General features: G+C 34.4%; 28 protein-coding genes. 4 read left to right on the forward strand and 24 right to left on the reverse strand.

What is annotated here, in order from left to right; all coding sequences use genetic code 11:
- Positions 1-686 precede the first annotated feature (686 nt).
- The 10 genes from BAQ46_RS31490 to BAQ46_RS28195 all read right to left on the reverse strand — a co-directional run bounded on the left by BAQ46_RS31490 (position 687) and on the right by BAQ46_RS28195 (position 9384).
- Entirely contained in the window at positions 687-821 is a 135-nt protein-coding gene (locus BAQ46_RS31490; RefSeq protein ID WP_002163576.1) for a hypothetical protein, read from the reverse strand.
- A 66-nt stretch (positions 822-887) separates the two neighbouring features.
- On the reverse strand, positions 888-1109 hold the full coding sequence (locus BAQ46_RS30480) for a hypothetical protein (RefSeq protein WP_000407000.1): 222 nt from the start codon (positions 1107-1109) through the stop codon (positions 888-890).
- 226 nt (positions 1110-1335) lie between these two features.
- Entirely contained in the window at positions 1336-2121 is a 786-nt protein-coding gene (gene gdh, locus BAQ46_RS28160) for a glucose 1-dehydrogenase (protein WP_071743323.1), read from the reverse strand.
- Between the two features lie 16 nt (positions 2122-2137).
- Positions 2138-2995, reverse strand: coding sequence for a RhaT/GlcU family sugar-proton symporter (locus tag BAQ46_RS28165; protein ID WP_000353541.1), 858 nt, complete (start codon positions 2993-2995; stop codon positions 2138-2140).
- Positions 2996-3236: 241 nt separating this feature from the next.
- Positions 3237-3836 carry a nitroreductase family protein gene (locus tag BAQ46_RS28170; protein ID WP_000158931.1) on the reverse strand — a complete coding sequence of 200 codons (600 nt, stop codon included), beginning with the start codon at positions 3834-3836 and terminating at the stop codon, positions 3237-3239.
- Between the two features lie 364 nt (positions 3837-4200).
- The gene (locus tag BAQ46_RS28175; RefSeq protein WP_061184475.1) at positions 4201-5274 is read right to left on the reverse strand and encodes a WD40/YVTN/BNR-like repeat-containing protein; all 1074 of its coding nucleotides are present in this window, start codon (positions 5272-5274) and stop codon (positions 4201-4203) included.
- Positions 5275-5700: 426 nt separating this feature from the next.
- Positions 5701-6540, reverse strand: a complete 840-nt coding sequence (locus BAQ46_RS28180; RefSeq protein ID WP_000793586.1) for an aldo/keto reductase — start codon at positions 6538-6540, stop codon at positions 5701-5703.
- A gap of 16 nt (positions 6541-6556) precedes the next feature.
- Positions 6557-7771, reverse strand: a complete 1215-nt coding sequence (locus BAQ46_RS28185; protein ID WP_001089895.1) for an MFS transporter — start codon at positions 7769-7771, stop codon at positions 6557-6559.
- Between the two features lie 581 nt (positions 7772-8352).
- A complete protein-coding gene (locus tag BAQ46_RS28190) occupies positions 8353-8826 on the reverse strand; it encodes a tautomerase family protein (protein WP_001128303.1) in 474 nt (157 codons plus the stop codon).
- Positions 8827-8868: 42 nt separating this feature from the next.
- Complete coding sequence (locus tag BAQ46_RS28195) at positions 8869-9384, reverse strand: heme-degrading domain-containing protein (RefSeq protein ID WP_003267145.1); 516 nt, start codon at positions 9382-9384, stop codon at positions 8869-8871.
- A gap of 511 nt (positions 9385-9895) precedes the next feature.
- On the opposite strand from BAQ46_RS28195, the gene BAQ46_RS28200 reads away from it, so the two are divergent.
- A complete protein-coding gene (locus tag BAQ46_RS28200; protein WP_061129150.1) occupies positions 9896-10378 on the forward strand; it encodes a VOC family protein in 483 nt (160 codons plus the stop codon).
- A gap of 159 nt (positions 10379-10537) precedes the next feature.
- Here BAQ46_RS28200 and BAQ46_RS28205 read toward each other — a convergent pair whose 3' ends face one another.
- From BAQ46_RS28205 to spxA, 6 genes are all read right to left on the reverse strand, one after another.
- Entirely contained in the window at positions 10538-11857 is a 1320-nt protein-coding gene (locus BAQ46_RS28205; protein ID WP_001014180.1) for an aromatic amino acid transport family protein, read from the reverse strand.
- Positions 11858-13005: 1148 nt separating this feature from the next.
- Entirely contained in the window at positions 13006-13341 is a 336-nt protein-coding gene (locus tag BAQ46_RS28210; RefSeq protein ID WP_000987477.1) for an IDEAL domain-containing protein, read from the reverse strand.
- Positions 13342-13457: 116 nt separating this feature from the next.
- Entirely contained in the window at positions 13458-13871 is a 414-nt protein-coding gene (gene saiR / locus BAQ46_RS28215) for an Rrf2-family transcriptional regulator SaiR (protein ID WP_000093217.1), read from the reverse strand.
- A 163-nt stretch (positions 13872-14034) separates the two neighbouring features.
- Positions 14035-14169, reverse strand: coding sequence for a BA3454 family stress response protein (locus tag BAQ46_RS28220; RefSeq protein WP_000573531.1), 135 nt, complete (start codon positions 14167-14169; stop codon positions 14035-14037).
- A 109-nt stretch (positions 14170-14278) separates the two neighbouring features.
- Positions 14279-14413, reverse strand: a complete 135-nt coding sequence (locus tag BAQ46_RS28225; protein WP_000573537.1) for a BA3454 family stress response protein — start codon at positions 14411-14413, stop codon at positions 14279-14281.
- Positions 14414-14460: 47 nt separating this feature from the next.
- The gene (spxA, locus tag BAQ46_RS28230) at positions 14461-14856 is read right to left on the reverse strand and encodes a transcriptional regulator SpxA (RefSeq protein WP_000261183.1); all 396 of its coding nucleotides are present in this window, start codon (positions 14854-14856) and stop codon (positions 14461-14463) included.
- 582 nt (positions 14857-15438) lie between these two features.
- Between spxA and BAQ46_RS28235 the strand changes: the two genes are divergently transcribed.
- Positions 15439-15783, forward strand: coding sequence for a winged helix-turn-helix transcriptional regulator (locus tag BAQ46_RS28235; protein ID WP_071743325.1), 345 nt, complete (start codon positions 15439-15441; stop codon positions 15781-15783).
- A gap of 64 nt (positions 15784-15847) precedes the next feature.
- Here BAQ46_RS28235 and BAQ46_RS28240 read toward each other — a convergent pair whose 3' ends face one another.
- The 5 genes from BAQ46_RS28240 to BAQ46_RS28260 form a co-directional block, all read right to left on the reverse strand.
- Positions 15848-16585, reverse strand: a complete 738-nt coding sequence (locus BAQ46_RS28240) for a GntR family transcriptional regulator (protein WP_071743327.1) — start codon at positions 16583-16585, stop codon at positions 15848-15850.
- Between the two features lie 32 nt (positions 16586-16617).
- Positions 16618-17679 (reverse strand): oxidoreductase, encoded by a 1062-nt coding sequence (locus BAQ46_RS28245; protein ID WP_000176611.1) that lies wholly within the window; start codon positions 17677-17679, stop codon positions 16618-16620.
- 217 nt (positions 17680-17896) lie between these two features.
- Positions 17897-19069 (reverse strand): cyclopropane-fatty-acyl-phospholipid synthase, encoded by a 1173-nt coding sequence (locus BAQ46_RS28250; protein ID WP_071743329.1) that lies wholly within the window; start codon positions 19067-19069, stop codon positions 17897-17899.
- A gap of 320 nt (positions 19070-19389) precedes the next feature.
- Entirely contained in the window at positions 19390-19716 is a 327-nt protein-coding gene (locus BAQ46_RS28255) for a winged helix-turn-helix transcriptional regulator (RefSeq protein ID WP_000816333.1), read from the reverse strand.
- 189 nt (positions 19717-19905) lie between these two features.
- Entirely contained in the window at positions 19906-20247 is a 342-nt protein-coding gene (locus tag BAQ46_RS28260) for a winged helix-turn-helix transcriptional regulator (RefSeq protein ID WP_000860838.1), read from the reverse strand.
- A 412-nt stretch (positions 20248-20659) separates the two neighbouring features.
- Here BAQ46_RS28260 and BAQ46_RS28265 point away from each other — a divergent pair, with 412 nt between their 5' ends.
- Both BAQ46_RS28265 and BAQ46_RS28270 read left to right on the forward strand, forming a co-directional pair.
- Positions 20660-21670: an aldo/keto reductase gene (locus BAQ46_RS28265; RefSeq protein WP_000040518.1), complete on the forward strand. Its 1011-nt coding sequence runs from the start codon at positions 20660-20662 to the stop codon at positions 21668-21670.
- A gap of 78 nt (positions 21671-21748) precedes the next feature.
- Positions 21749-22165, forward strand: a complete 417-nt coding sequence (locus tag BAQ46_RS28270) for an SRPBCC family protein (RefSeq protein WP_000079489.1) — start codon at positions 21749-21751, stop codon at positions 22163-22165.
- A gap of 44 nt (positions 22166-22209) precedes the next feature.
- On the opposite strand, the gene BAQ46_RS28275 is transcribed toward BAQ46_RS28270, so the two are convergent.
- Genes BAQ46_RS28275 through BAQ46_RS28285 form a run of 3 tightly spaced genes read right to left on the reverse strand, consistent with a single transcriptional unit; the run spans position 22210 to position 24203 of the window.
- On the reverse strand, positions 22210-22776 hold the full coding sequence (locus BAQ46_RS28275; RefSeq protein WP_000855219.1) for an SGNH/GDSL hydrolase family protein: 567 nt from the start codon (positions 22774-22776) through the stop codon (positions 22210-22212).
- 16 nt (positions 22777-22792) lie between these two features.
- Complete coding sequence (locus tag BAQ46_RS28280; RefSeq protein ID WP_001992904.1) at positions 22793-23620, reverse strand: MBL fold metallo-hydrolase; 828 nt, start codon at positions 23618-23620, stop codon at positions 22793-22795.
- 25 nt (positions 23621-23645) lie between these two features.
- Positions 23646-24203 (reverse strand): DUF7010 family protein, encoded by a 558-nt coding sequence (locus BAQ46_RS28285; protein WP_001102937.1) that lies wholly within the window; start codon positions 24201-24203, stop codon positions 23646-23648.
- Between the last annotated feature and the right edge of the window lie 15 nt (positions 24204-24218).

Here is a 24218-nt window from a genome sequence, read left to right on the forward strand (position 1 = left end):
CAATAATTGAGTTGTTTGGTTTTAATAAGTTTAAATGAAGCAGTTAGCCTTCGCTAACTGCTTTTGTATTGAATAATTTTTTAAATACATGGTAATACTATAGATACACCAAGGTCGAATACGAATAACCATTGTGTTCTTCTTATTCACGAAGCAGTTAGCTTTTACTAACTGCTTTTCCTTTAAAAAAATAAATGAATTTTTATTAGATTCATTTCCGTATAACATTTTCATTCTCATTACACTATAACTGTAGCTTTATGTTCCACCTCTATTACAGGCAGGGCCTAATTTTCGTTTTTATAAACATATACTCTAATGAAATTAGGTATTTATTAGCGATTTATGCATCTTCTTAATCAAAGCCTCAGTAAATCACATGTATACTACAAATACTTCTGAAAACTGACACGAACATAAATTATTAATGGTATTTACACTTTAGCTTCTAATGTCGAAGTACTTAACCTCCCCCATGTAATCTTTTACAAATCATAACTCTGAATTCCTTAACAATAGTTATTACCTTCCAACCTTGTTCTTTTGGAATATGTTTAGTAATTGCTTTTTCCTTTGTTCAATCATCTACGTAAGTACGCTAGCGCAAGGTGTCATTACTGATGCCGTTCTCTTCTATTTTTTCAATTCTCTTTGAGATTAAAATAACGTTTTTATTCATGTTTTCTCTATTCATTTACTTCACGATTAAACCATTTATCTCTAGTTAACTTATCGAGAAGAAAATAATAATTCTCCGCTGTTACAAGCTCATAATTATTATTTTCCCAATAAATTTCTTTTAAATTATCTTCTGTAACCATTTCAACTAAATCCCCAGCTCATCGGGTTCTAATGCAAGATGCCCATATTATACAGAAACAAGCTCCTTAAAAGTAAAAAAACATAAAATATATAGATTCTTTATAAAGGAGCTGATAATTCAATGTACCCTTCCCATTATGTACCTTGGGGACAATGGCATCAACACCACCCTCATCAAACATGGCAACAATGGCATCATACAATGTGGCCACATTATATGAATTGGAATCAATGGCATCAACATTATCCTCATCAAACATGGCAACAATGGCATCAACAATTTCCAATACCTTACCATCGTTAAAAATAAAAACTATAAAACAAAGGGTACCCTCTAATTGGATGCCCTTTTGTTTTAATATAAGAATTTTATATAAAAATTAATCCATATTTTTCGCATGATTTTTTATATGAGATTCATTATATCCGTCACTCTGAAAGATATTCCTAAAGTAAAAAATCACTTTAAAGACTGATTCTATAATCTCTGAAAAAATCCTGTTATACAATTACTCATCCGCGTCCAGCTTGGAAGGATGGATATAGAGTCATGCCGCCATCAGCAAACAGTGTAATACCTGTTACATAACTCGCTTGCGAAGAAGCAAGCCATACCGCTACAGCTGCAATTTCTTTTGGTTCTCCGATATATCCCATTGGAACCATACTTTCAACATCCGCACGTTTTTCTGGATCTGCAAATTTCTCAGCATTAATTGGCGTATTGATAGCACCCGGTCCAATATTATTTACACGAATTCCTTTTGGTGCATACTCTAGTGCTAATGTTTCTGTCATTAGCTTAATACCACCTTTACTTGCTGCATAGTGAACAAATAATGGCCATGGAATTTGCTCGTGAACGCTTGACATATTAATAACTGACCCTTTAATATCGTTCTCTACGAAATATTTAATTGCTTCGCGGCTTCCTAAGAAAGCGCCTGTTAAATTCGTATTAATTACTCTATTCCAATCACTTAATGGCATTTCATGTGAAGGTACCGGATTTTCGATACCTGCATTATTAATCATGACATCTAGTGTACCAAATTCTTTCACTGCTGACTGCACGAGATTGATAACATCCGATTCGACTGTTACATCTCCTTTTATCGCAATAGCTTCCCCCCCTACTTTTTTAATCTCGTCTACTAATTCTTTCGCTTCCGATTCATCAGATCGATAATTTACTACAACCTTTGCTTGTTCTTCTCCAAAACGAACTGCCATTGCTCTTCCAAGACCTTTTGCAGCACCTGTAATAACAACTACTTTTCCTTTTAAATCTGTATACATAATTTTTTCCTCCTCTTTATCCTTTTGCAATTCCTAACATAACTCCAGCTGCGACAATAAAGATAATCCCAATGATAATCGCATTAAACTGACGTTTTGTTTTCTTTTCACCTAATATAAAAATGCCACCTAAAGTTGAGATTACAATCCCCATTTGGGAAAGGGAGAAGCTTGTAGCTACCCCTACACGCGGCTGTGATATAAATAAAAACATATTTCCGGCTGCCCAAATTAAGCCAGGAATAATATTACGAATGGCATATTTATTGAATGGTCGATGCTTAAATGTTAGCAGGATTCCACCTAACACCATGCCGATTGCTTGCGGCAATAATGCTGACCATCCGTCTATATTAAATAATCGTATTACCACTACATAAACTAAATAGCCAAAAGTAGATACCAATAAAATTAAAATCCCTCTTTTTAAGTTCCCTGCTTGTGCTTGTTGTTTCTCTTCTGAATTTGGGAGTGATGTAAGAACGATTCCGATTATGATACAAATAAGTGCCAGAACACCTAATATAACAGACGTTGTTGTGGACCATTCATGAAATACGATTACTCCAAATAAAGTAGCTGACACTAATTGCATCCCGGTTGAAATAGGCATTGTTTTAGAAACTCCAATTAAATCAATACTTTTTAATTGATTAGCTTGTCCCAATGCCCAAAATAACCCTGATACAATTCCTACTCCAATTACCATTGGCGTTAACACTGGTTTTACAAAAATATAAATACCTATTGAGAAAAGAAGTGCACCAAAAGTTGTTCCAAGTACTTGACTATAGGGTCCTCCGCCCAATTTAACGTTAAAGAGTACAATACTCCCCCAAAATAACGCTGGTAAAATCGCTAATAAAATATCCATTTTTTCATCACCCCTATCCCTCCTACATAGTTACTATTACACCCCGTCCCCAAAAATTATTGTTTCTCTCCTATATAAAATATATACATCTTAAAGAATTACTAATTAATTTATAAATACGAATATTTTCCTATTACCTAAAAAAGAATCCATTTTGAAAATGGATTCTTTTTTCACAAAAATATTTGTATGTATCCTAATTAGGATATGAATTTTAAATTATCCTTTAGAGAACAGTTAATTATTTATGAAATTTCACACGCTCTTCAAGCGGTTGGAATTCTTTTTCTCCTGGTGCAGCTGTTGGATTACCAAATGGCATTTGTGCAATGAGTTTCCAATTAGAAGGAACATTCCATTCTTGTTTTACCTCATCGTCGATTAATGGATTATAATGTTGTAAAGATGCCCCTAATCCCTCTGCTTCTAAACCTGTCCACACGACTAGTTGGTGCATACCTGATGCTTGGTGTGACCAAATTGGGAAGTTTTCAGCATATGCAGCAAATTTTTCTTGAAGCGATTTCACTATTGCCTCATCTTCAAAGAATAGTACTGTTCCATAACCAGCTTTAAACGAATCCATTTTTTGTTGCGTTCCTGAAAAATCTCCATCTCCTACTACTTTTCTTAATGTTTCAGTTGTAATATCCCATAGTTTATCATGAGCTTCACCAAATAATACAACTAATCGCGCAGTTTGAGAATTGAAAGCAGATGGAGTATATTTCACAGCAAACTCCACGATTTCTTTAATTTTTTCATCCGATACTTTTACCTCTTTATTAATCCCATAGTAAGTACGTCTTTCTTTCAGTGCAGTATAGAAATCTTTTGTCATAATTCAATTCCTCCTGAGTTTTAATATTCTTCAAAATCATACATCTCATAGATAATATGCGTTTAAAAGAGTTCATTTTTAAATCATTGAACTTCTTAACACCCATTGCCAGTCATTCTAAATCTAAACACACTGCTTTCTTCAGTTTCCCTAAAAAGCCTTATAACATTATTCGGTACTATTTTACCCATTCTCCATTCAGATATTCTACGTGTTTCATATTTACACAAATATGAAAATAACCTTAAATTGATAGTCAAAAAAGCCAGGTAACACGAATAACGCATTACCTAGCTTTTTACATTTTCAAATTCAATTCAAATAACCATACTTAATGAATAGTTGTAAAAATTATACTCATTACTTATTTAATAATTAACATCTCATAAGGATGTTGTTCCATAAATCTGTTCTCCCATGGAATATCTAATGACGTCCAATTTGAACCGCCATCTACCGACTTATAAACCCCTTTATTACTAAATAAATAGAACGTTCCATCACTTGTTGCCTTTAATACTGGTATGATTGTGCCTTTAGGAGTTGGTAAACCTGCATTCATTTCTGCCCAAGGCTGATCTTTTTCTTTCTTATAAATAAATGATTCACAATTTCCATTATTGTAATCATGCGCTACGTGTGGATTTGAAGATGTCGCGATAATAATATTTTCTGGATCATTTGGGTTAACTGCCATTTGATATGCGTAATGATGTTTTAGCCCACTACACATATAGTTCCAAGTCTTACCTCCATCATTACTCTCCGCATACTCGTGACCTGGTTCTTTCAAGAATGAATCACCTAACACCCCGTATAAGCGATTCGGTGCATTGCGATGTGATGTAAGAATGTGAATATCTTGAGGATAGTTCCCCTCTTTTTCCTCAGTCCATGTCATACCGCCATCTACACTTTTAATTAATCCCCCAACCTCAATCGTTGTATATATAGTTTCTGGATTATTAGCATCAATTTCAATATGTTTTACGTGGTGCGTATATGTTCGTTGAGGAAAGAACCATGATGAATACGATGGCATTTGTCGATAATCCGTTAGCAGTTCAAAACTGTCTCCTCCATTTTTAGATACAAACATGGCGCTCGGTTCAGTTCCTACATATACGATACCGTTACCGTCATCACCCTTCACTGAAGATACAGAAACCGCTGTAATAGCTCTCATATGAATAGCATTAGCTGGGAACACTTCACCAAAAGAAGGTAAAGTTCCAATCGCTTCCCATGAACTTCCTCCATCTTTACTTCTCCATAATCCCCTATCAAAAGTACCACAATACATTCTTTCTGAATCGTATGGATCTAAAGCTAACGCAACTGGATTCGCACCTACAAACTGTGATTGGACACTCCATGTTGAGTCTTTTTTTTCTGCAATTACAAGCTCTCTATCAAACGCTAATATAAATTTTTCCATAACTAAAATCTCCTCGTTTCATAATATATCTACTGTATTATTTAAATTTTCGCCATTACAATTTAAGAGGCGAATTTTATATGCTATAGCATATAAAAGATAAAATTTATAATCAATATGTGATTAAAAACTTACATTATATATTTTGTTAATTTCACATCAGTGCGATGAACAAGATACCCTGTTCACTCATATAAGTCCATATGCCACCTCCAAATAACTTGCAATATACATGCTATAGCATACATATTATAGAATGCATGATTACATGTCAAACTTTAATACTGTCTTAGAGTAAGTTCTCTACATAGCCAAAAGCAATTCAACAGCCATAATATAAACGCTAATCAAATAAACAGAAACATTTTATTGAATAGAAAATAAAAAAGAGTGCAACTTTGCACTCTTTTTACTCATTCTTTAATCTTAGAAATCAAAGTTATCAGGGTCTGGACCAACGCGGTGATTTTGGTTTAACGCATCGATTTTTTCCATATCTTCTTTCGTTAATTCAAAGTTAAATACATCAGCGTTTGCAATAATACGGTGTTCTTTCGTTGATTTTGGAATTGTAATTACTCCATTTTGAAGATCCCAACGTAAAATCACTTGTGCTGTTGTTTTACCGTATTTCTCAGCAATTGCCTGTAATGTTTCATTATCTAATAATTGACCTTGCATTAGTGGTGACCATGCTTCCATTTGAATACCTTGTTCTTTACAGAAAGCTTGTAATTCTTTTTGTGTTAAACGAGGATGGTATTCTACTTGGTTGATCATTGGCTTAATTTCTGCATCTTTTATTACATCTTGCAGGTGATGAATTTGGAAGTTACTTACGCCAATTGCACGTACACGCTTTTCTTTATAAAGCGTTTCTAACGCTCTCCACGTATCTTTATATTTCCCTTCTACAGGCCAGTGAACAAGATATAAATCTAAATAATCTAGTTGTAATTTTTTTAAACTCTCTTCATATGCAGCAATTGTTTCTTCGTATCCTTGGTCTGCGTTCCATACTTTTGAAGTGATAAATAATTCTTCTCTTGAAATTCCAGTCGCTTCAATACCAGCGCGAATTCCTTCACCTACAGCTGCTTCATTTCCATAAATCGCAGCTGTATCGATGCTACGGTATCCTGCCTTAATTGCTGATTTAATTGCTTCTACAAGCTCTGGTCCTTCTTCTACTTTAAATACACCTAAACCAAACCAAGGCATTTCTACACCGTTATGCAATGTTGTTGTACTTTGTAAGTTTTTCATTATATTTTCTCTCCTTTTATTTTACTTGATCTCGTTTTTCTAATGACATGCTCCATGCTGTTAAAATAACAGCACCTACTACCATAATGCCGCCTACCCAAGCAGTATGAATTAACCCTAACGAATTCGTTACAATACCACCTAAATAAGCACCAAGAGCAATCCCGGCGTTAAACGCCGCAATATTAATTGCCGATGCAACATCGACAGCACTCGGTACAAATCGTTCAGCTAACATTACGACATATACTTGTAACCCTGGAACATTCATAAATGCGAATAGTCCCATAAAAATAATTGTGATTAACCCCGCTACCTTAAATGGTGCTGTAAATGTTAAAACAAATAATATAATCGCTTGAATAAAGAACATGTAAAATAGCGCTCGAATCGGATTATGATTCGATAATTTCCCGCCAATCACATTCCCTATTGCAATGGCGATTCCATACACTAATAAAATGATAGTAACCGTATTAGCTTTAAATCCTGTTACTTCTTGTAATAACGGAGATAAATACGTAAATGTTACGAATGTTCCCCCATATCCTAATGCAGTAATGATGAAAACTAGTAACAGTCTTCCGTTTGTAATTAATTTAAACTGATCGCGGAATGATACAGACGCACCTTTTTTCATATTAGATGGAATGAGAATACTATTTGCGATTAAGGCAATAATTCCAATTACTACAATTGCTAAAAATGATGTTCTCCAGCCAAATTGTTGACCAATAAATGTTCCAATTGGTGCTCCTGTAATAGTTGCAACTGTTACACCAGTAAACATAATGGCAATGGCGCTAGCACGTTTATTTTCTGGTACAAGTGCCGCAGCAATCGTTGAACCAATTGACATAAACACACCATGCGAAAGTGCAGAAACAATTCGCGCAATAAGTAATACAGTGAAACTTGTTGCGACAGCTGCAATTCCATTACCAATAATGAAAATAATCATAATCCACATTAATAACGTTTTTCGTGACATATTAGCTGTTAACGACGTTAATACCGGAGCACCAAATGCTACGCCTAACGCATATAAAGAAACTGTTAAACCAGCTGTTGTCACCGACACATGTAAATCTTCCGAAATAGATGGTAATAAACCGACACTAACAAATTCAGTTGTCCCAATCCCGAACGCACTAATTGCTAGCGCTAATAACGCAAATATACTTCTTCGATTCGTCTGAACTTCTGAAGACGATGCTGTATATGAATTCAATTGATTTCCCCTCTTCCCTATAATTCCTATCATAATAGTGCGATAAAAAGGCCTTTTTATCTTTCAAAACATATATTTAATCTCTACAAACGCTATTATGAATGGTTTCATTCTCTTTTTAAAGAACGCACTTTAAAGTACTATAGATACTTTTTAGTACCGTAAAGCTTGTCTCTCTCCTACATGTACTATTATGAAATATATTTAACATAATGAATAGTACGCACTTTAAAGTGCTGTAGGTACTAAAAAGTAACATAGTTAATTACTAGTACCATAAAGCTTGTTTCCCTCTCACATGTGCTATTATGAATGATATTTAACATAATAAAAAGTACGTACTTTAAAGTACTATAGGTACTAAAAAGTAACATTTATATAACCTAGCTTATTTTGCTCCAAAATTAACATCTACATTCAACGAAGAAAGGTTTCATATGGAGAAATACTCTCTTCCTAGAGAGGCGACTTTAGAGGATATTACTTGAAAATGTAAAGGATCATATTCATTATCACAAACAAATAATAAAAAAGGCAAAAACGAACAGAAATATGTTCATTTTTGCCTTTTTATTAATTCATTAAAATGTACGACTTTTGGAAAGGAAATCTTTATCGGCTCCCGTTACACCACTTTGCCCCCAGTTTCCTGGAATCATTTCACGAATAAGAATTAGCACTTTATCCAAAGGTGCATGCGTATATTTAGATGTTACTTGTGTAAGTTCGTTTACCCACTTATCCTTTGTTTCTTGATCAAATGTATTCCATATGTCAATCTTAATAATAGCCATTCCATCAACGTTACCAGACGATGTATCGTAGGACTCTTTTGTCTCCCAATTGGACACCCTACTTTTCTCAGCAAAGGTAGCATCACTTGCTACAGCTCCGGCTTTCCCCCAATTTTCTTTCTCAAGTTCCGTAATCAACACTTGAATTTTGTCAGGGACAATTTTTAATCGTTTTATTGTAAGTTCCGTTACATTATAAATGAATTCCTTCTTTTCTTCTGTTGACATCGTTGGCCAAGTATTTAGTTCAATTAACGGCATAGTATTGCCCCCTAAAATTAATTATCTATTCACTAACTACAGCTATTGATTCAAATGATTTTTAACTGCCCTTACTACCAATTCGTGATCTTCTTCTGGTGGTAATCCTGATACTGTTATCATTCCAATAACCCCTACGTTTTTTATTCTGATAGGAAAACATCCACCAAATGCAGCATATTCCGAAGTATCTAAAAGATATTTTTCATTATATGAGATTCCAGTTATTTCACTTTGTATCTGCATATAATACGAGCTACGATCATGCAGGGAAACGACTCGCTTTTTACGCTCAATCCATTTCGTATTTTCCGCATTTGTCCCTGTCATCTTGAAATGAAATAATTGCACACCGTTTTTCGTTATATCAACAGCAATCAATTTTCCTTCTCGCTTTGCTGTTTCCACGATAAATAAACCTAGTTGCAAGGCATCTTCATTTGTAAAAGAGGTAAATTGAAGTGTTTCCTCCTCTTTTAAAATTTGTTTACTTATTTCATTTAAATTTGAAGAACTCATATCTTTAACCTCCATAATTGTTTTATGCCACTGCGGCATTTTTTGAAATTATTAGGCCACATAGTACAACCTTTCAATCAATTTGATTCTAAATAAAATGCTGTAACATCGGTGGTAACTAGTACCGAAAAGCTTGTTTTCTTCTTACTGGTGCTATTATGAATGATATTCAAAATTATAAAAAGTACGCACTTTAAAGTGCTATAGGTACTTTAAAGTACTATTTTACTTATCCCTATCTTACAGAGACTATTATGAAATATATTTAACATCTTAAAAATGTATGTACTAAAGAATAATATTTTTCATATCAAACTTTTTTGCTCAATGGCTGTAATGCAAGCCCATCAAATTTTTGTATAAAAACAAACGAAAAAGAAAAGAATCTAGCCGATACTAGATTCTTTTCTTATCTACAAAATACTCTTATATTTCTTTTGAGTTGTTAAAAACGAATTAGAATAGAACTTCAACTAAAGGCCCATTTTAATTACAGTAAAAGATTGGTGAAACGATACATTACACCACCTAAAAATAGGAGGTAACAAAAATGAGTGAAAAAACAGCAGGCTTTTCACAAGTAAATCACGTCGGAATTACAGTAAGCAATTTAGAAAAATCTATCGTTTTTTATGAAGCATTAACAGGTAAGAAAGTATCAAACATCGATGAAATTGGCGGGAAACGAATGGCGCAAACACAAGGACTTGAAGATACTCGTATTAAATATGCCAATCTACACTTAGACAATTTGAACATCGACATTCTAGAATACGTTGTCCCTAAATCAGATAAAGCATCTTACTCAAATGATCAAATTAGTGCGATGCATCTTTGTTTTGAAGTAGAAGATATTGATGCCGCTGTAGAACGTCTAAAAGCAATTGGGGTAGAACCAGATGGAGAGCCAATTATCTTCCAAGAAGAAGACGGCTTGAAATCTGGATTTGGTACAGGCGTTGCCTACTTCCGTGATCCAGATGGTACTAATTTAGAGCTCATTGCTCCAAAAGGCCCATTTAGACGTGAATAGTAAAAATAAATTAATACCGAAACAGCCACCTTATCTCTGAAAAGGTGGCTGTTTGTTGATAGATTAAATAAAAAGGACAAACTCTCCAACGTGAGAAGTTTGTCCCAAAATAGATATTTCATATTCGACTACTTTGACACTAAAATCAAAAATCGTGAATTAGAATAATGACTTAATACTTGCTAAAACAGTAAGTACACCTACAATAATAACAAATACGTTACTCATTTTCCCTTTGTACTTAGCTAATACCGGTACTTTTTGAATCGCATACATCGGTAATAGACATAAGATAGCAGCAACTAATGGACCGCTTAGAGAATCAATAAGTCCAAGAATACTTGGATTTGTATAAGCAACAAACCAGCATGATAATACAACAAAAGTAAGGATTATTGTCTTAATTGTTTTTTCTTCAATATCTTTTCCACGTGATTTACCAAACTTAATAATCATGTCACGCATTACTTCAAATGCTCCGATATAATGGCCAAGGAATGACTTTGTAATAGCCACAAAAGCAATAATTGGAGCTGCAATCGTGATTACAGGCGAATTAAGCTCATTCGCAAGATATGAAAGAATTGATAAGTTTTGTTCTTTTGCCATTTTTATATCCTCTGGAGTCAAGCTCAATGCGCTACTCCAAACGAAGAACATAACAACAGCGAATGTCATGATATAACAAACCTTTTGTATTTGCGCACATTTCGCATCAGTGGCTTCGATTCCATACGTAGCTCTCTGTTTCACAACAAATGATGAAATCATAGGTGAATGATTAAATGAGAATACGATGATTGGTAGAATCATCAATATCGTCCCAAAATAGCCTGTTCCTGTTGAAGCAGTTGAAACAGCTGAAAAACTAAGCATTGACGTATTCCACTGTGGAATTAAAGATATTGCGATAAACAGTAGAGAAACGATGAAAGGATACACTAACATACTCATTACCTTTACAGTAATATCTTGACCAAAATTTAGTATAGCGATAAGACCAAGAACTAATACAAGTGATAAAATTGCTCTTGGAGGTTCTGGCATGTGCAATTGATGCACGATAAAACTACTTGCAGTGTTTGTAAGCGCAACCGAATACATTAGTACGATTGTATAAATTGAACCGAAATATACGATGTTAAAAATGATACTCGCTTTATTTCCAAAATACTCTCTAATTGTACCTGTGATCCCCTCATCAGCAGAATTAGAAGCGTATATCATTTTAGCAAGCGCCCTATGTGAGTAGTACATAACTGGATATGCAAGCAATGTAATTAGCAGTAAAGATAATAAACCACCTGAACCTGCATTAATCGGTAAAAAGAGCACCCCTGCTCCAATTGCAGTTCCAAATAGACTGAGTGCCCATGTAGTATCCTGCTTATGCCACTTTTTCGGATCTGCATATTGCTCATTGTTTAGTGCGGTATTTTCAGCTTGAACTTCTATTTTCTTTGCAGTATTCCCGTTCATATAATAACTCCCCCTTGTATCTATTCCTGCATCTCTCTTTGCATCTAACAAATATTCCCTTTCCGGAAAATGAATTCCTTACAAGTTGCCCCACATTGTATGTCCTTCATCATAATGAATCCAAATTGAAACATTCGCTAATTAGCGTCCTAATATAATTGTTAGCGTTCACAAAAAAGTTTACTCGTAATATCCGCTCTTTATATAAAGACCCCTTAAGAGAACAATATAGAATAGACTTCATAAATACGTTGCAACATTTCTAATAACAGTGTATTACTTCATGGTTTCTCTTTTTTACTTTTAACAGTAATTTTAGCTAAACCGGCCTCTCTTCATTTGCGAGGCATTTCTTTCTCAATTCTATACATTAACTTTCATAACTTCGGTAGCACTGATAATATTGCTTACACAAGCCACTGAAGCACATTACATTCATTTCGCCTCTAATCACACACCTTTCTTACTAATAATCGCATTTTTTATATTTTCTCCAGAGATAATAAAATTTCTCTCGACGCCCTCATTATAACGTGTATATTTATAAAATTAATATTTTTATATTTTCAGAAATATTAATTGGATATAATTTTACATAGATAACATTTTACAGTTCGCATGCAACCCTTGTTCCTATCGCTTAAAACTGAATGAATTAGCATAAAACACAGTCACATATTATTTATCCAAGTTACTTATTATAAAGATACTTATATTCTTCTTTGTCAAAAAAATTTATTTTAATTTAAAAAGATATTCTAATAAATAATTAATGTGGTTAAAAAGAAATATCTTTTTGAATATACCAACCAATTTTCAGGATATATATTATCGACATTGCATTCATATACATTTTTAGGAAGCTACCTTTTACTTGATGGCAATAAGAGGACCGCTAACATTTTACAAAAACCTACGCTAAACGCAAAAATACAATAAGCTGCCCATATCGGGCAGCTTATTTACATAACAATTGTTATCAGAGGTATGCAAACAACTGAATGCAATGTAATCTTAATTCGAGTTTTTTCAACTCTTCTTCAGGAATATTTCTATATTTATAATGAATCGTTTTTATATCATTTCCTTAGAGATGATATTATTGATTATTGCACGATTCAACCTATTAAAAGCAAATCATGTAATCTTTAAAATCCTTCGTTAACTAGCTCTTTTATTGAGTTTAATTTTGAAGAAAGCTCGATAAACCATTCTTCGTCTCCTGTTAATAATGCAAGGTCTATCAGATAAAGAATTTGCTCCTTATTGATTACCTTTGATTCAGGAAGTTTGTTAACATGTTTACTAAAGAGTAAAATCGCTTCGTTTATTGTGTACTTGTCGTCACGTTTCACAATACTAACTGTAACTATATCTTCCGCTTCATCAAGTGATACAATGTAACCAACTATGAATTCGCCCTCATTTGATATTCCACGAACCCAATCTCCTACTTTTACAACTTGATTATTATTTGACATCATACTTTTTCACCTTCTTATAAATATTTTTTGTGACGATAAAAACGAAATTAAACTGTAATATTTTCCATTACATTTCAATGGTAAGAACTTACGGCTCTATATAACAAGTAAGCCACTTAACGTTCTTGATTGATAAGATCAACAACTTCTTTCATTGTGTAATTCTTTAAGTATTCACCTAGATGTTCTTCCGCACCTAAGAAAATAGTGAACAGCACTTTTCGCATGTTTGAACCTACAATACACTGATCATTTGATTCTGGGCACTTAGGCTGCAATGCACCTTCAGAGGTTATTTGATAAATATGCCAAAGATTAACTTCATCTAAATCTCGGGCGAAAATAAAACCGCCACCAGTCCCCTCTTTCGATTGTATAAACTTATGTTTTTTTAACAAACTTAGCACTTTGCGAATGCGTACTGGGTGAACCCCCGCACTTTCTGAAATAGCATTACTTGTTGACATCCTGTCTGGCTGTAAAGCTAAATAAGTTAAACTGTGTATGGCCAAAGTAAAGTCGCTGCTCATTGTTTTCCTCCTACGATCAAAAATATTATTTCTCCTATATTAACATACTGTAGCCATAAATATTACAGATAGGTTAGCCAGACGTTAAAATATATAAGAACCACTCTTAGCATAAAGAAATAGATTCCATAACTCCCTTTAGCTTTTTAAGTTAAACATACATTTAAAGACTCCATTGTTTCTTCACTTGCTCTTCTGCCAACTGTTTAATTTTTGTCCATATCGTATCTTTGCTTACAATAACATTTGTTTGATAATTTCTATCGTTATAATTGACTGTAACACATACTTCTATCATTTCCTGCTTCCTCCTTTCAAACAAATTTCTTATCTATATTTAAGTCCTGAAAAGTCTTGGGTTTATTTAAAGCCTCTAACTTGTAACTTCACTTTTTAAATAATCCAATTTAAAAGCCCCACTGCTTTTTGACTTGTTCTTCTGCCAATTGTTTAATTTTTGTCCATATCGTACCTTTACTTACAATAACATTTGTTTGATAATTTCTATCGTTATAATTGACTGTAACACATACTTCTATCATTTCCTGCTTTCTCCTTTCAAAAAACTTTTCCTAAAAATTATTACTTATTAATTAGCCAATTTTTGCAGTTCAATATTTAAAAATGTTCGAACGCTACGTGGTAAAAATTTACGAATTTCTTCGTCATTAAAACCAATCTGTAATCTTTTCTCGTCCAGCATAATTGGGCGACGCAACATTAGCGGATGCTCAATTATTAATTGATAAAATTCATTCAGCGAAAGCTCATCTATATTTATATTTAAGTCTTGAAAAGTTTTGGATCTAGTTGAAATAATTTCAGTAGCACCCTCTTCAGTTAAACGAAGAATGGATTTAAGTTCATCCACTGTCATAGAATTGGATACGATATTTTTTTCAGTATAATCAATTTGATTCTCCTCCAGCCATGCTTTCGCTTTTCGGCATGAACCGCAGCTTGCTGTTGTATATAAAACCACCATATTTCACTCACTCCTTTAATATTCTTTATGAAACTTCAATTTTAAATATCGGTCATTTAAATGTATTAAAAAAAATTACAGTTCAGAATCAAATTCACGTAATGTTATTTATTCGGCAATGTTTTATTTATCTCTATTATTCATGCTATATTTTACAGACGATAACAACTCACTTTTAAAAATCTTACTGTAATTTTAAACTTTACAGTTCAATTAATCAACTGTTAAGTCTTGGATTCATTTTAATAACAGAACAAATTGTTCTCATGTAAAATTGCCCATAGCATGGTAGCTCCTTCAAAGCACATTTCACGCATTTCTTGCTTACAAGTGCTATTATGGATTATATTCAGCATAATAAAAAGTACGTACTTTAAAGTGTTATAGGTACTAAAAAGTAACGTATGCATTTTCAAGTGCCGTTCTGCTTATTTCTCTCTTACATCGGTTATTATGAACGATATTTCGCACAATAAATAGTGCGCACTTTAAAGTGTTATAGGCACTAAAAAGAAATAATTTTATTATTAAAGCGTATGTAAGTCCAAAACTGTAATCTACATTCATCAAAGGAGTTTTTTTATGAAGACATACAATATTCCTGTAGAAGCGACTTTAGAAGTTATTGGCGGAAAGTGGAAGGTTGTTATTCTTTGCCATTTAAAAAAAGGAACAAAAAGAACGAGTGAATTAAAACGTTTAATGCCTGGTATTACACAAAAAATGTTAACACAACAATTACGGGAACTAGAAGAAGATGGTGTAATCCAAAGGAAGGTATATGACCAAGTGCCACCGAAAGTAGAGTACTCTTTAACGGATTACGGTTCGTCTTTAGGAGCCATACTTGATTCCCTCTGCACTTGGGGAGAAGTTCATCTTGAAAAAAACGGGAATACTTCCATGCTGATTACAGCAGATGAATAATAGCTGTTCCTACTATATTGAAAACAGAAAATAGGTTGAGGCAATACGTGCCCCAACCTATTTTTTATACCTCTTTATAACTTTTTGCAGTAATAACTGTTTCGAATTCAAAGGTTTCCGGCAAATGATTGGCGTAAGAGTATTCAAAAGTGCGTCCATCCGTTAAGTAGGCCACCTGTTCCACTCTCATTAGGAAATCTTGATTTGTTAAGTTCATAAACTGCTTTTCTTTATCATCCGGGCGAATTCCTTTAACCCTAACAACGGATGTTCCCACTTGAAGACCTAGTTTATTTTGAATGTGGGAGTAGATTGATTCCTCTAAAACAGAAACATCAACACCTGGAATGACCGAAATCGGCATCCATGTATGCTCCATAATCGTTGGAATACTGTGAATGATGCGGAGGCGGATGATTTTATATACAAAATCCCCTACTGAAATACCCAATTTTTCAGCAATGACTTCATCGGCACCGACAATCGTAAACTCAATAATTTTACTTTCTACCTCACTGCCATAAACAGCTTTCGTACCTGTTAAAGTTTGAATCATTCGCGCCTTTTCTTGCTGACGCCAATCTTGAACGACCGTTCCACTTCCGCGCCGGCGAATGATGTAGCCGTCTCTAACTAACAGATCCAGCGCCTTTTTTATAGTAAGGACAGAAACATCAAATTCTTCAGCAAGGACGGGGCTACTTGGAATTTTTTCGTTAATCTTATATTCGCCGTCTAAAATTTGCTGTTTCATTTTTTGATAAATGCCGAGGTATTTTACTTGTGTGGATCCGCTTGCCATTTCCATACCTCCTTTATGCTGTATTCCCTCTTCTATTCATTTAAGTTTAAAGCCTCAAGTTTGTAAACGGAAGGTGATGGCGCAGCAAATCCGTTTTCTAAGATTTCAATATTCGTTACCGCTTCTTCGTCTTTCACAAGCTTTGGTGCACCATTTACAATTGTTTCATACGCTGCATCATAAAAACGACCGTAATCACCAAGTGGCGTTTTAATTTGTTTTTCAATCCAATCACCGTTTGCGTTGCGATATTTCGCAATTCCATAGTACATCGGTGAATCTTCACCAAATCCTGCACTCTCAGGCATAATACCCGCTTTCAAATCATTTTCCTGCTGATCTTCACCATATTTAATAAACGATCCATTTGTTCCATGAACGATAAAGCGCGGATAATCTTTCGCTACAACATGGTTCGTTTTCAGTTTAATTTTCAACTTATTTCCGTAATGTAGACCAACATCGAAATAATTATCAACCGCACCTTCCACTTCATTATTACGAATATCGTATGTCACCGTATCTGGACGGCCAAACAGTGAAATCATACGGTCCATCGTATGAATACCTAAACTGTAAAATGAACCTTCTTCTTTCGGACCTTCGTGAGTGATTGAACCAGGACGGAAATAATCAATATGTGATTCAACCTCAACAATATCACCAAGGAATCCTTGTTCCACAACTTGCTTCACTGCTAAGAAATCACCATCAAAACGGCGGTTTTGATAAGGCATAACTACTACACCTTTTTCTCGTCCTAAAGCTAATAATTCTTTCGCATGTTCCACTGTATCGCAAAATGGTTTTTCAACGATAACTGATTTTCCAGCAAGTATAACTTTTTTCGCTAATTCGTAATGCGTATGTGCTGGCGTACAGATTGTCACTACTTGGATTTCTTTATCATTCAACAATTCGTTCAAATTAGTAGTGAAACTAACACCTTTTTCCTTATATGGAGCCGCTAATTCTTCATTAATTTGGCGAGCAAAAATCGTTTTTACTTTTATATTTTTACGTATATTCACATACGGTAAGTGATAGCGGTTAGCTGATTTTCCAAATCCAATAAAGCCCATTGTTAATGTCATATTCTTCAACTTCCTTGCTCATAAATTTTTGATTCTATATTTATTATATATTTTTATCATTAAAAGTATATAGTTTTGTTTTTAAAATTATATATAAAAAAGTCGAGATGGAAATCATTTTCTGATTCCGATCTCGACTTTAAGTTATAGACTTATGTCCTACCATCATTTTATTTACACTCGATGAGTAGTTAAAGAGCTGCTTCATTACATGCTCTTATTCATACATATAAGAACGTGTCATCGGAATTGTATCTTTAATACCTTTTGTAAATACAAATTGATGTAAATCAATATTACCTGTAAAGAACGAAGCTGCACATGCATTTAAATATAAGCGCCACATACGAATGAATCGCTCATCTTTCGTTTTGCGAACTTCCTCCAGTACATTTTCAAAATTTCGAGCCCAATGCTGTAATGTTTTCCCGTAATGTCTACGTAAGCTTTCCACATCAACAATGTAAAATTGTTCGTTTGTCATGTTCGTGATTAATTCGTTAACAGCAGGAACATATCCGCCAGGGAATATATATTTTTCAATCCAACCATTCGTAGCACCACCATTGGCCGGGGAAGTAATACAATGAAGTAGAGAAATCCCACCATCATTTAGTAGTGCATTCACTGTCTCAAAGTATTGTGTAATGTTGTCTTTTCCTACATGTTCAATCATACCTACACTAACAATTTTATCAAATTTACGATTCTTAATATCGCGGTAATCAAGTAAAGATACTTCAACTAAATCCGTAAGTCCCTCTTGTTTAATTCGCTCGGAAGTCTTAGCATATTGTTCCTCACTTAACGTTACCCCCATCGCTTTCACACCGTACTGCTTAGCGGCAGCTGTAATGAGCTCACCCCACCCGCAACCAATATCTAATAGCGTATCACCTTTTTGAAGGTTCAACTTTTTCAAAATATGATTCACTTTATTATGCTGAGCTGTCGTTAAAGAATCTTGCTCATTTTGGAAATACGCACAAGAATACGTCATTGTTTCATCTAGCCATAATTTATAGAAATCGTTCCCAATATCATAATGATGAGCAATATCATCTTTATTTTTTTGTTTTGAGAAATTCCATTTACTTTTGAAATATTGCAACTTACTATCACCTAAAAAGCTATCCTGCCTTTTATAAATTGATTGAATTGCTTTTTCAAGATTCCCTTCTATTTCAAGATCTCCATTCATATATGCTTCACCGAATGCGATAGAAGGATCCTTAGCAATCTCTTTTTTTGAAAGCGGCTTATGGAATGTTACATGAAATTGAGGTTCCCCTTCTCCATATTGTATTGTTTCTCCATTCCAAAGTGTAATTTGAACTGGATCTGAAAAAAGATTTTTAAGTATTTTTTTATAAAAAAGTTCTTCAACCATATAAACATCTCCTACTAAAGAAATTGAACAAAAAACTATACTAGTTAATAAGTCTTTTTGAACATAGCTTAAAACCGTTATGATTTCTTGCTACGAGTGTCATTATAAAACGGTTATATTATGAAGCATAGTACGTACTTTAAAGTGATGAAGGCACTTTTAAGTACCTATGAAAACTTTAATCCATTATTCATCACGACTAAAACAACTGCTATTCTGGTATAGATCCCTACTTTTCACCGTAGTAACTTTCTAAAGTTTTATACTGAAAAAACACCACCTCATCAATAGGTGGCGTTTCAATATTACATATATAGATTTCACTTAACTTTACTATTTTTTCTATCTATGCATCGTTCTCCCCATACGGTCAATTGATTTAATACATTTTGCAAAGACCACCCATAATCAGTTAAGGAGTATTCTACTCGGGGTGGAATTTCTTTATAGATTTCACGTGTAATCACACCATCATCTTCGAGCTCACGTAATTGTTGCGTCAACATTCTAACAGAAATTTCAGGAATTAGACGCTGCAACTCGCTCGTTCGCTTCGTTCCTTTCGTTAAGTGACATAAAATGACGACTTTCCACTTTCCCCCGATAATTTCTAAAGTTGCTTCTATCGGTATATTGTATTGTTTCACACGATCTCCCTCCTTTTTTCTAAATTTCTTCTCTATTGTTACGTAAAAACAAATAATTTTCTATACGGCACATTTTAGTTCCTACAGCACAAAAAAGTACCTATATTACCAAAAAGTAATTATGCCGTTTAAAAATATTTCTATATACAAAAAGAAAAACGAACGTATTCTCGTTCGTTTTTTTCTTGTTTATTCTGCTGTAATAAGCATAGACGTGTTGCCATTCTTTTCAAGATGATGTTCTCCCCAGTTACAAAGAGAATCGAGTATAGCATCTAAAGAATGACCGTATTCCGTTAACGAATACTCTACTTTTGGCGGCACTTGGTTATACACTTTTCTCTCGATTACACCATCTTCTTCTAATTCACGTAATTGTTGCGTTAACATCTTTTGTGTAATACCAGACATTAATTGTTTTAATTCGCACGTTCTCTTTTTATCTTTCTTTAAATGACAAAGGATCACTACTTTCCACTTCCCACCGATAACCTGTAAAGTCGCCTCTACAGGAATATTGTATGTTTTCATATAAAAATCTCCTTTAATAATGTGATAAGGCAAGTAAGCTAAAGATTTAAATATTACTTTTAAGTATCTATAGCACCTTAAAGTACGTACTTTTTATCCTATTAAACATGTTTCATAATAGCATACGTAAACAGCAGATGAGTAGTACGGTACTAAAAAGTACCTGTATTACTTTTTAGTATCTATATCACTTTAAAGTACGTACTTTTCATTATGTAAAATACATTTCATAATAGCATTTGTAAGAGTTGAGTGAGTCATGCAGTATTAGAAATTACATTCTTGTCCCGGTACTTTAAAGTGAGTATTTTTATCATACATTTTGTCCGACGATGAAATGACATATTTTCATTTTCACATCCATTCACAATGATGAATTAATTTTTAAATACATTTTAGGAGGATATTAATAATGAGTAAATTACTAAAAGAAAAAATTGGTTTTGGTACAGCACCACTAGGAAATATGTACCGTAATATTCCAGAAGAAGAAGCAATCGCTACAGTGGATGCTGCTTGGGATAATGGCGTTCGTTACTTTGATACAGCTCCACTTTATGGATCTGGTTTAGCAGAAATTCGTCTTGGCGAAGCACTATCAAAAAGAAATCGTGATGATTACTTTTTAAGCACAAAAGTCGGTCGAACGATTTCAGATGAACTAGAAGATCCATCTGCACGTGATTTAGGTGAAAAAGGCGGACTTTTCGAATTTGGCCGCAAAAATAAAATGATCAATGACTATAGTGCAGATGCAACACTTCGTTCTATCGAGCAAAGTTTGAAACGTTTAAAAACAGATCGTCTAGACTTTGTTTTCATTCATGATTTAGCACAAGACTTTTATGGTGATGAGTGGATTTCACAATTTGAAACAGCTCGAACAGGAGCATTCCGTGCACTAACACGTTTACGTGAAGAAGGCGTTATTAAAGGCTGGGGACTTGGAGTAAACAAAGTAGAATCAATTGAACTGATGCTTGATTTAGAAGAAGCGCAGCCAAATATATCCTTACTAGCTGGTCGTTATTCATTACTAGACCACGAGCGTGCATTACAACGAGTAATGCCTGCGGCTGTTAAGCATAATATGGATATTGTTGTTGGTGGCCCATATAGCTCAGGTATTCTTGCTGGAGGTGCTCACTTCGAATATCAAAAAGCCTCACCAGAAATCATTGCAAAAGTTGAGAAAATCAAAGCTCTTGCAGATCGTCACGAAATCAGTATCAAAGCTGCTGCATTACAATTTTCACTAGCGAATCCAGCAGTTGCTGCCGTTGTTCCTGGTGCAAGTAAACCGGAACGAATTGTAGAAGACCAAAACGCCTTAAATACAGTAATTCCAGCAGCATTCTGGGAAGAAATGCGCGAACAAAAACTAGTAGCACCTAATGCACCACTACCAATCAACGTAAAATAAATTGAAACCTTAATCAGTGGGGCAATCCCCACTGATTATTTACCCGCAAATACCGGGATGAAAAGGAGCGTAATGAACATGGCACAGACTACTACATCTATGGAAATTTTCGGTTCACCTGAACAAGTATGGCAATTAATCGGAGGTTTCAACTCCCTTCCAGACTGGTTACCTTATATACCTAACAGTAAATTAACGGAAGGCGGTCGTGTACGTCACCTAGCTAATCCAGATGGTGACACGATTATAGAACGATTAGAAGTATTCAATGAGAAAGAACGATACTACACGTATTCAATCATGAATGCACCATTCCCAGTCACTAATTATTTATCTACAATCCAGGTGAAAGAAGGTACTGAAAGTAACACATCGGTAGTAGAGTGGTCTGGTACGTTCACTCCTGTTGAAGTTAGTGATGAAGAGGCAATAAACCTTTTTCATAGTATTTACAGTGATGGACTGAAAGCATTGCAACAAGCATTTCTAGATTGAGCTATTAAAAACAATGAAAAGCAAAGCGATATCGCTTTGCTTTTTTATAAAATCCCTTTTAACTTTTCACCAATTAACTTCGCTACATACTCATAGCCTTCTGGTCCAAAGTGTAGCCCATCTCTTTCATCATTTTCTACAAACCTTTTATAATTCCGTTCTTGAATCATTTCAGCATACAAATTTAGAAAATAGCTTCCTGTTTCTTTCGCCACTTCCTCTACCACGTCTGCATACTGACCGAGTACTTCATTTGTTCTATTATGCTGTCTTTCTTCATCAACTGGGGCAGGACTAATAAGCAGTACTTTACCTGAAGAAATATGGTTCACAATCTTCTCTAAATTTTCTTTGTATGCTTGTAATGACCCTTGCGAAAAAGAGACTGCATCATTCGTGCCAAGAAAAACTGTTACGAAATCTGGTTTATGTGATAATACATCTTCTTTAATCCTTTTTAACGCATCAAACGTATTATCACCTGGAACACCTGCATTCACTACGTTCCAATTCGGAAACATCTCTCGCAAACGTGGTGTTAACCTCGGCGTTCCATTGAAAAACACTTCATCAGCTGTAATACTATCCCCAAAGCATACTAACGTTTTCATAAAACTAACTCTCCTTTTACGTATGAAACAACTTTCCTTCTACCGCCTTAATATATCTTTCAGCAGAACGTTCCACTGCCTCATTTGCATGTTCTTTTACTACTCGATGAAAAGCGTTGTATAACCGATTAAACTGTAACGGCTTCACTCGATTCACCATTTCTTCCACTTTTCTCGCTGGTAATGGAATTAAGTTTGGATAGCTGTACATAAAGCTTACCCATCGTTCATCCGCTACAACTTGAATAATATCACCTGTTAACAAAATTCCTTTCCCATCATTACCTTCTTCCCAATGTAAGACAGATCCACCTTTAAAATGACCACCTAAACGATGAATAACCAATCCATCCGCTAATTGTAAAGACTCACCAGACCAATAAATAATACGACTACTCGGGCGCATCACCCACTCTTTATCATCTTCGTGTATATAAATTGGTACATCAAATGTCTCTGCCCATTCTACTTGTGTTGAATAATAATGAGGATGAGACAAGGCAATTGCATCTAGTCCACCAAGCTCTTTTATTTTCGCAATTGTCGTTTCATCTAAATAAGTAATACAGTCCCATAGTAAACGATATGATTCTGTTTTCACTACATATGCCGTTTGACCAATCGCAAATCCTGGTTTTGTTGTAATACTAAAAAGCCCATTTTCCTCTTCGATTATTTCATTTTTATATGTATCACTTGTTTGTAAGCTTTCTAGCGTCGTCCAAGACTGCCCTTTCGGATTCACATATTGTCTCTCTTCATCACAAATATGACAACTCACTGGTTCTTCTACACCCGCTGCATACTGCACGCCACACGTTGTACAAACGAAATTTTTCATCATAATTTCCCCTATCCCTCTATTTTTATTAAGCTGATTTTTGTTGATAATGATCTGCTTTTTTATTTTCAATTAATAAACTGATAAAAGTAAGTAAATAAACACCTGTAACAGATAATGGAATGACAGTAAATCCTTTTTCTGCAAAAAGAATCCCGCAAACTGACGTTACGAATACAGTCCCTACGGATAATAAACCATAACTTTTGCTTTCATAAATCCATACGTACGGGATAAAATGAACACCTATTAACATCGCTACTACAAAAGGTAACCATTCTGGAAATTGAAAATAGGCAAGTAATACAAGCGGAATATTCAATACATTTATCCCACCAATTAATCCTGCCAAAACCCCTAACGGGTTTCCTTTCGCAAACATATCAATTTTCAATATAGCAGCTATCATTAATCCAAAAGGAAACACACATCCCATACCGATTAAATATACCCACACCACTTGTTTTTCAGAAAGAACAAAGCCCATTATACTCATAACTATCCAAAATAAAACACCAGCTAATATAATCGGTAATCCTCGCTTCGTTTTGATTGCTAAATCCTTTTTCGCTTCTGAAACATTCATTTCACGATCCCCCCA

The organism is Bacillus paranthracis (assembly GCF_001883995.1).
Classification (GTDB): domain Bacteria; phylum Bacillota; class Bacilli; order Bacillales; family Bacillaceae_G; genus Bacillus_A; species Bacillus_A paranthracis.